Source organism: Sideroxydans sp., from assembly GCF_054604835.1.
On sequence record NZ_JBTSFG010000018.1, the window covers coordinates 1 to 4,840 of the forward strand.

Genomic DNA, 4,840 nt, shown 5'->3' on the forward strand with positions numbered 1-4,840 from the left:
CGGTCCCACATCAGCGCCTTTTGAGTTTCAGTGTAATAGATGCGTGGTCGTTGTTTCATCTGCAACACTCCTTTCGCTTTCGCTAAGTTTAGTGTGTTGCGTCGACGGATTGAATCCGCAGGCCATAAGAGACAGTGGGGAATTGCTGAAATGGCTGTCAGATCGGGCAGAAGCGATGTCTGCTTCACTCCCAGCAACGGCCGTTCATGGACACAGATTTGATGTTTCGCGGGTGACGCTTCCTAACCCATTGCCGTCTGTGGTGATTGACCGCTATGTGGCTGTGTATTTTTCTTCAACGGTTACTCGTCAAATGGATTTACTGTTTCCACTCCAGTTCCGCGAAAATCATCCACGTTGCGTGTGATGACGGTTAAATCGTGAATCAATGCAATTGCTGCTATCTGTTTATCAATGGGATGCTGAGGATGAGGCGACATTAACCGTCCCCACACTTGTGCGCACTCTTCATCAAAAGATAAAATTTTATCCGCGTAATCACCAACGATCACTTCAAGCCATTTCTCAAGCTTTTTAGTTTGCGGGATATCTCCGCGATGGCGGATGTTTTCTAAGCCGCGCCGAATTTCTCCGATTGTTTGAGCGGACACATAAATCTCAGCCGCATCCGTTTCCTTGAAGAACCTTCTCACGCCGGGATTAGCTTTCGTCCCCTTGCGCGCCTCACTGATGACGTTGGTGTCGACCAAGTACATACAGAATTCTATATATTACGAAAATTGAAGTCGGCATCTTCACCAACGTTTGGCATGGACAACAAAACTTCTGCAACGGAACGACGCCTCGGGCGCTGGAGAACTGATTTTAGAATCTCACGATGTTCAGCTTCAGCACTTCTTCCATGAGATGCAGCCCGCTGTTTTAAAGCCAAGGCGACATCCTCTTCCACATTGCGAACAACAAGATTGGTAGCCATGATGGAGACTCCTTTTGTAATCATTGATAGCAATATACTTAAAGAGTGATTGCATTGCAATCTGAATTTTCCGGCGGATTGCAATGACAGGTTTGTACACACCCCGCCCATGACGAACGTCAGCTATCTGGCTTTGAATTTTCAACTCTGACTGTCGCTTGCTGGCCGACCTAGGTCCTTCGGCCATTCCATTGGCAAACGACTGCTTTGCTTAAACATGGGACGCACGCTACAACACAGCACGTCAAAGGACAATATGCCATTTGGCCTATATATTCTTTTTCGTTGTGCTGTCAGTTTATATATTGCAGGATTCGGTTTTAGGGATGACCGCTTCCGAGCGCAGGGCAGACGTACATGCCCGCAAAGACAAGCAGTCACAAGTCGGCCAGAAACGGACATCGGCGCTGTCTGTACTATTAATGCATATGCGGACAGGCGCTTTAATTAGGTCATCGATGAATCAAATAGTTATCAAAAATTTACGCGCCTCTCAATTATTAATAATACGGACCGGTGCGTCCGTCTAATAACTGTTAGCTCTAAAAGGAAGCCTATGAATTACGATGCACAAACAATAATCCAAAAAGAGCTTGATTCTGGAGAGAGGCTTATATGGGCTGGAATGCCAAAGCAAGGAACAATATTTAAAGGCACGGATGTGTTTATGGTTCCATTTAGTTTGCTGTGGGGAGGCTTCGCTATATTTTGGGAGTATATGGCGCTTACTATGGCTCCGAAGGCGCAAAACGCTCCAGATGGCTTTGCCCTATTATTTCCTCTCTTTGGGATCCCTTTTGTTGTTATTGGTCTTTATATGATCTTTGGTCGGTTTATATATGACTCAAAGAAAAGGGAAAAAACTTTCTATGGTCTTACAGACCAAAGAGCAATTATTGTTTCGGGTGTATTCAGCAAGAGTGTAAAAAGCCTAAATCTAAAAACAATGAGTGATGTTTCTTTGTCTGAAAAGGCAAATGGTTATGGTTCAATTATCTTCGGACAGGAAAATCAAATGATGTCCATGTTTATGGGTGGTGGATTCCCAGGTATGGGTGGCTCTACTACGCCAAAGTTTGAGTTAATAGAAAATGCTAAGAATGTTTACAAACAACTTAGAGAACACCAAAAGAGCTAACAACCCCATCAAGCCGACGCGAAAAAACTGCGCGGCTTATGGGAAACGTTATGCGCACAAACATGCTCGTTCGTGAAGCTATCGCAAGCATCTTGGCCTCTGCGCTTTTCTTTGCGCCGTTTTTGCTTGCGTTGTTTGTTCCAACGGAAGCAGACCCGAATGATTCTTGGCAAAGAGGTGTAGTGGTGGCGCCACTTATTTTCGCCATTTCTGTTCCCATCATATGGGGCTCCGGTGGATATCTTCTATCCAAAGGTTTGCGCACACCATTTCGCTTCTCTTTCGGGGCATTCGCACTAGCTGGCGGCCTTGTTGCCGTCCTCGTTACACCAGCAATTGTTATCGGTAGCATCGTTGGGTTGTTTTCATGGACTTCGGCAACCCTTGGTGGCCTCGCGGTAACACTTTGCGCGTCAGTAGCATCCATACCGGCATCGCTTGCTTGGTGGTGGGTGGCAGCGCATAACAAATCATTCAACAGGGACGCACAACAGCAGGCTTCGCCCGCTGTTGGCGCCCGTTAATTCGTTAGGTCTCATATGGAGGATTCATGAAGCGAATAGTTTCTTTGACGATTGCTTGTGCCGTTCTTGCTGGTTGTGTCAGCCCTGCTGCTAACGTCAATTCATCGGTGCAGCATCCGTTGTATGGGAAGTGGGCATGGACCTATGCAAAGAACAACTGCACAGAGGTGTACAACTACCAAACAGACAACACTTCCGTAGTGACCAGCGGTGAAGAAGTCGGGGAGAGCCGTTTCACAATAACGGATAAGCCAGATTTGAATGGGTTTTACCGCATGACAGATGTAGTAACAAGGAGTAATGGTCGCACAGGCTGTGATGGCGAGCCCGGGGGAACACCCGTTGGTGATGAGGTGACGATCTATATTATTTTTCATCCAGAAAAAGACGAAATGCTCATATGCCAAGATCGTTCTCTAAACGCATGTTTTGGCCCACTTAGGCGTGTTTCACAATGAGTCCTAACCCTGCGGTCAAGTTCGCTCCGCTTCGCTGCGCTGGGACTGCGCTTTAGCGCAGTCCCTTACCTTCACGTTGAGCGTCCGTTATCGAGAAATAGCTATGTCTCTTATGGGTTAACCAAGGACTGATGTCTAAATGAGAATCGAGTGTCTAAAATTCACTTGGGAGCGGACGCTCGAAGGTAAGATATTCGCGGGACTTAAATGCGGCCAGTAGCAGTCATTCGGTATATAGGCCGTGTATAGGCCATTTGGCATATTGACCCCGCTGCAATGGCGGGATAAGTTGGACGAATCTTACAGTCTAGATAACGGCTTTCAATGAATAACAATCACAAGATAAGTTCGAAGTTGCCACCTTCAGTTCCTATGAAAATAGCAATAGTACTTATTTCTATTGTTCCTATTTCAGCTCTAGCCGACATTTGCTCGCCTGAAAAAAATATAAAAGATTATTTCTTATCTATTCCCTATTCCAGGCTAACAATTTTCGACGATATTAAAGGGCCGCTGGAGACCAAAGAGGATCGAGAGCAAGCCATTGATATCCTCGATGTTAAGAATGGATTTTTAGGACTTCAAAATGAGACGATTATTTCTCAAATTAAGGTGGTGCTATTTAGAGCCATGGATAAAAGCCCCGTTATTGTGGTGACAATGGATGGAGTTAGCGTCCAGAACGTTGCAGCATTCGCCTGCTCTAAGAACGAATGGTTTGGTGTAAAAGACATAATATTTCCTCCCCTCTCAAATGCGACCATTGCCAATCTTTATGAGTCAAATGGTGTGCAAATTTCTGGGGCATTTAAATCACCAGCAGAATTGTCTAGGGTCGCTCATACTTTGGTGAGATATAGACTGCCAAGAGTTGGGAAATATATTCAAGCTTACGCATCTCATCCTGATTTACCAGAGGTTGAAGAGAAGGTTTTATTTAAATATCAGCCCGCATTGGACAAGATTGAGTGGCGATAGTACAAAAGGGACTGAGGTCTAAATGAGAATCGAATGCCTGAAATTCAATTGGGAACGGACGCTCGAAAGTAAGATATTCCTAGGGCTTGGATCGGCCAGAAGCAGGCATCGGTTCTGTCCGTACTATTAATGCATATGCGGACAGGCGATTTAATTAGGTCGCTGATGAATCAAATAGTTATCGAAAATTTGCGCGACTCACTATTTCTAATAATACGGACCGGTGCGTCCGTCTAATAACTGTTAGGTAATCTATGCTTTGGTTTGAGCTAACTCTCGCAATTGTTCTTGCCGCGCTCTTCACAGCATTTCACTTTCTCTCGGGTAGTTGGTGTGAGCCAGTATCTGTGAGGCTCGTGGCTGGTGCATTTGTCGTTGCGGTAGGTATGTTTTATCTTGGGTTTGTCGATGATGAACGCCGCCCAAAGGTTGGCGCACTTCATCGCATTATTGTTGGTGGCGCAGTTGGTCTTGTTGTTGCCGCAATCGCTCAAGGCTCATCCGAGTTGTACGCGTTACTCCTGCTGGTTGGTGTAATGCTTGGGTACATTGGCTGTCGCTGGGTTAAACATGTTCCCATGTAAATCACCTAACCTTTCATTCAAGCGGGACGCGCTGAAGCGCGCCCCTTAATTTAACGTTAGAGGTCGCGAGTTATGAATCGATCGCTGATTTCAATGAGGGTGTCCAGAATTTTGTGTAAACGGGATTCCATTACTGCTGCGGCATCCTGTCATCAAACTGGATAGAAAACCGGTTTAGCGCCGCCTTCCAATCCCGGATTGGCATCGTCCATTTCTTGCTG

The 4,840-nt window shown here is 45.9% G+C and carries 8 protein-coding genes; 5 read left to right on the forward strand and 3 right to left on the reverse strand.

The features are described 5' to 3' along the window. The 3 genes from ACYCZ5_RS13785 to ACYCZ5_RS13795 form a co-directional block, all read right to left on the reverse strand. On the reverse strand, positions 1 to 197 hold a 197-nt coding region (locus ACYCZ5_RS13785; protein WP_461545379.1), incomplete at its 3' end, for a hypothetical protein. A gap of 105 nt (positions 198 to 302) precedes the next feature. Continuing rightward, the gene (locus ACYCZ5_RS13790; RefSeq protein WP_461545380.1) at positions 303 to 716 is read right to left on the reverse strand and encodes a PIN domain-containing protein; all 414 of its coding nucleotides are present in this window, start codon (positions 714 to 716) and stop codon (positions 303 to 305) included. An 8-nt stretch (positions 717 to 724) separates the two neighbouring features. Then, positions 725 to 937, reverse strand: a complete 213-nt coding sequence (locus ACYCZ5_RS13795; protein ID WP_461545381.1) for a FitA-like ribbon-helix-helix domain-containing protein — start codon at positions 935 to 937, stop codon at positions 725 to 727. 556 nt (positions 938 to 1,493) lie between these two features. Here ACYCZ5_RS13795 and ACYCZ5_RS13800 point away from each other — a divergent pair. From ACYCZ5_RS13800 to ACYCZ5_RS13820, 5 genes are all read left to right on the forward strand, one after another. Next, positions 1,494 to 2,075, forward strand: a complete 582-nt coding sequence (locus tag ACYCZ5_RS13800) for a hypothetical protein (RefSeq protein ID WP_461545382.1) — start codon at positions 1,494 to 1,496, stop codon at positions 2,073 to 2,075. A 50-nt stretch (positions 2,076 to 2,125) separates the two neighbouring features. Further along, entirely contained in the window at positions 2,126 to 2,599 is a 474-nt protein-coding gene (locus ACYCZ5_RS13805) for a hypothetical protein (RefSeq protein ID WP_461545383.1), read from the forward strand. A 26-nt stretch (positions 2,600 to 2,625) separates the two neighbouring features. Continuing rightward, entirely contained in the window at positions 2,626 to 3,057 is a 432-nt protein-coding gene (locus ACYCZ5_RS13810; protein ID WP_461545384.1) for a hypothetical protein, read from the forward strand. Positions 3,058 to 3,381: 324 nt separating this feature from the next. Next, positions 3,382 to 4,035, forward strand: a complete 654-nt coding sequence (locus ACYCZ5_RS13815) for a hypothetical protein (protein WP_461545385.1) — start codon at positions 3,382 to 3,384, stop codon at positions 4,033 to 4,035. 254 nt (positions 4,036 to 4,289) lie between these two features. After that, a complete protein-coding gene (locus ACYCZ5_RS13820) occupies positions 4,290 to 4,619 on the forward strand; it encodes a hypothetical protein (RefSeq protein ID WP_461545386.1) in 330 nt (109 codons plus the stop codon). Positions 4,620 to 4,840: the final 221 nt, after the last annotated feature.

What these genes read in the sequence shown, in the direction of transcription:
- ACYCZ5_RS13790 (WP_461545380.1), bottom strand. Translation starts at nt 716, where the DNA reads ATGTACTTGGTCGACACCAACGTCATCAGTGAGGCGCGCAAGGGGACG.
- ACYCZ5_RS13795 (WP_461545381.1), bottom strand. Translation starts at nt 937, where the DNA reads ATGGCTACCAATCTTGTTGTTCGCAATGTGGAAGAGGATGTCGCCTTG.
- ACYCZ5_RS13800 (WP_461545382.1), top strand. Translation starts at nt 1,494, where the DNA reads ATGAATTACGATGCACAAACAATAATCCAAAAAGAGCTTGATTCTGGA.
- ACYCZ5_RS13805 (WP_461545383.1), top strand. Translation starts at nt 2,126, where the DNA reads ATGCGCACAAACATGCTCGTTCGTGAAGCTATCGCAAGCATCTTGGCC.
- ACYCZ5_RS13810 (WP_461545384.1), top strand. Translation starts at nt 2,626, where the DNA reads ATGAAGCGAATAGTTTCTTTGACGATTGCTTGTGCCGTTCTTGCTGGT.
- ACYCZ5_RS13815 (WP_461545385.1), top strand. Translation starts at nt 3,382, where the DNA reads ATGAATAACAATCACAAGATAAGTTCGAAGTTGCCACCTTCAGTTCCT.
- ACYCZ5_RS13820 (WP_461545386.1), top strand. Translation starts at nt 4,290, where the DNA reads ATGCTTTGGTTTGAGCTAACTCTCGCAATTGTTCTTGCCGCGCTCTTC.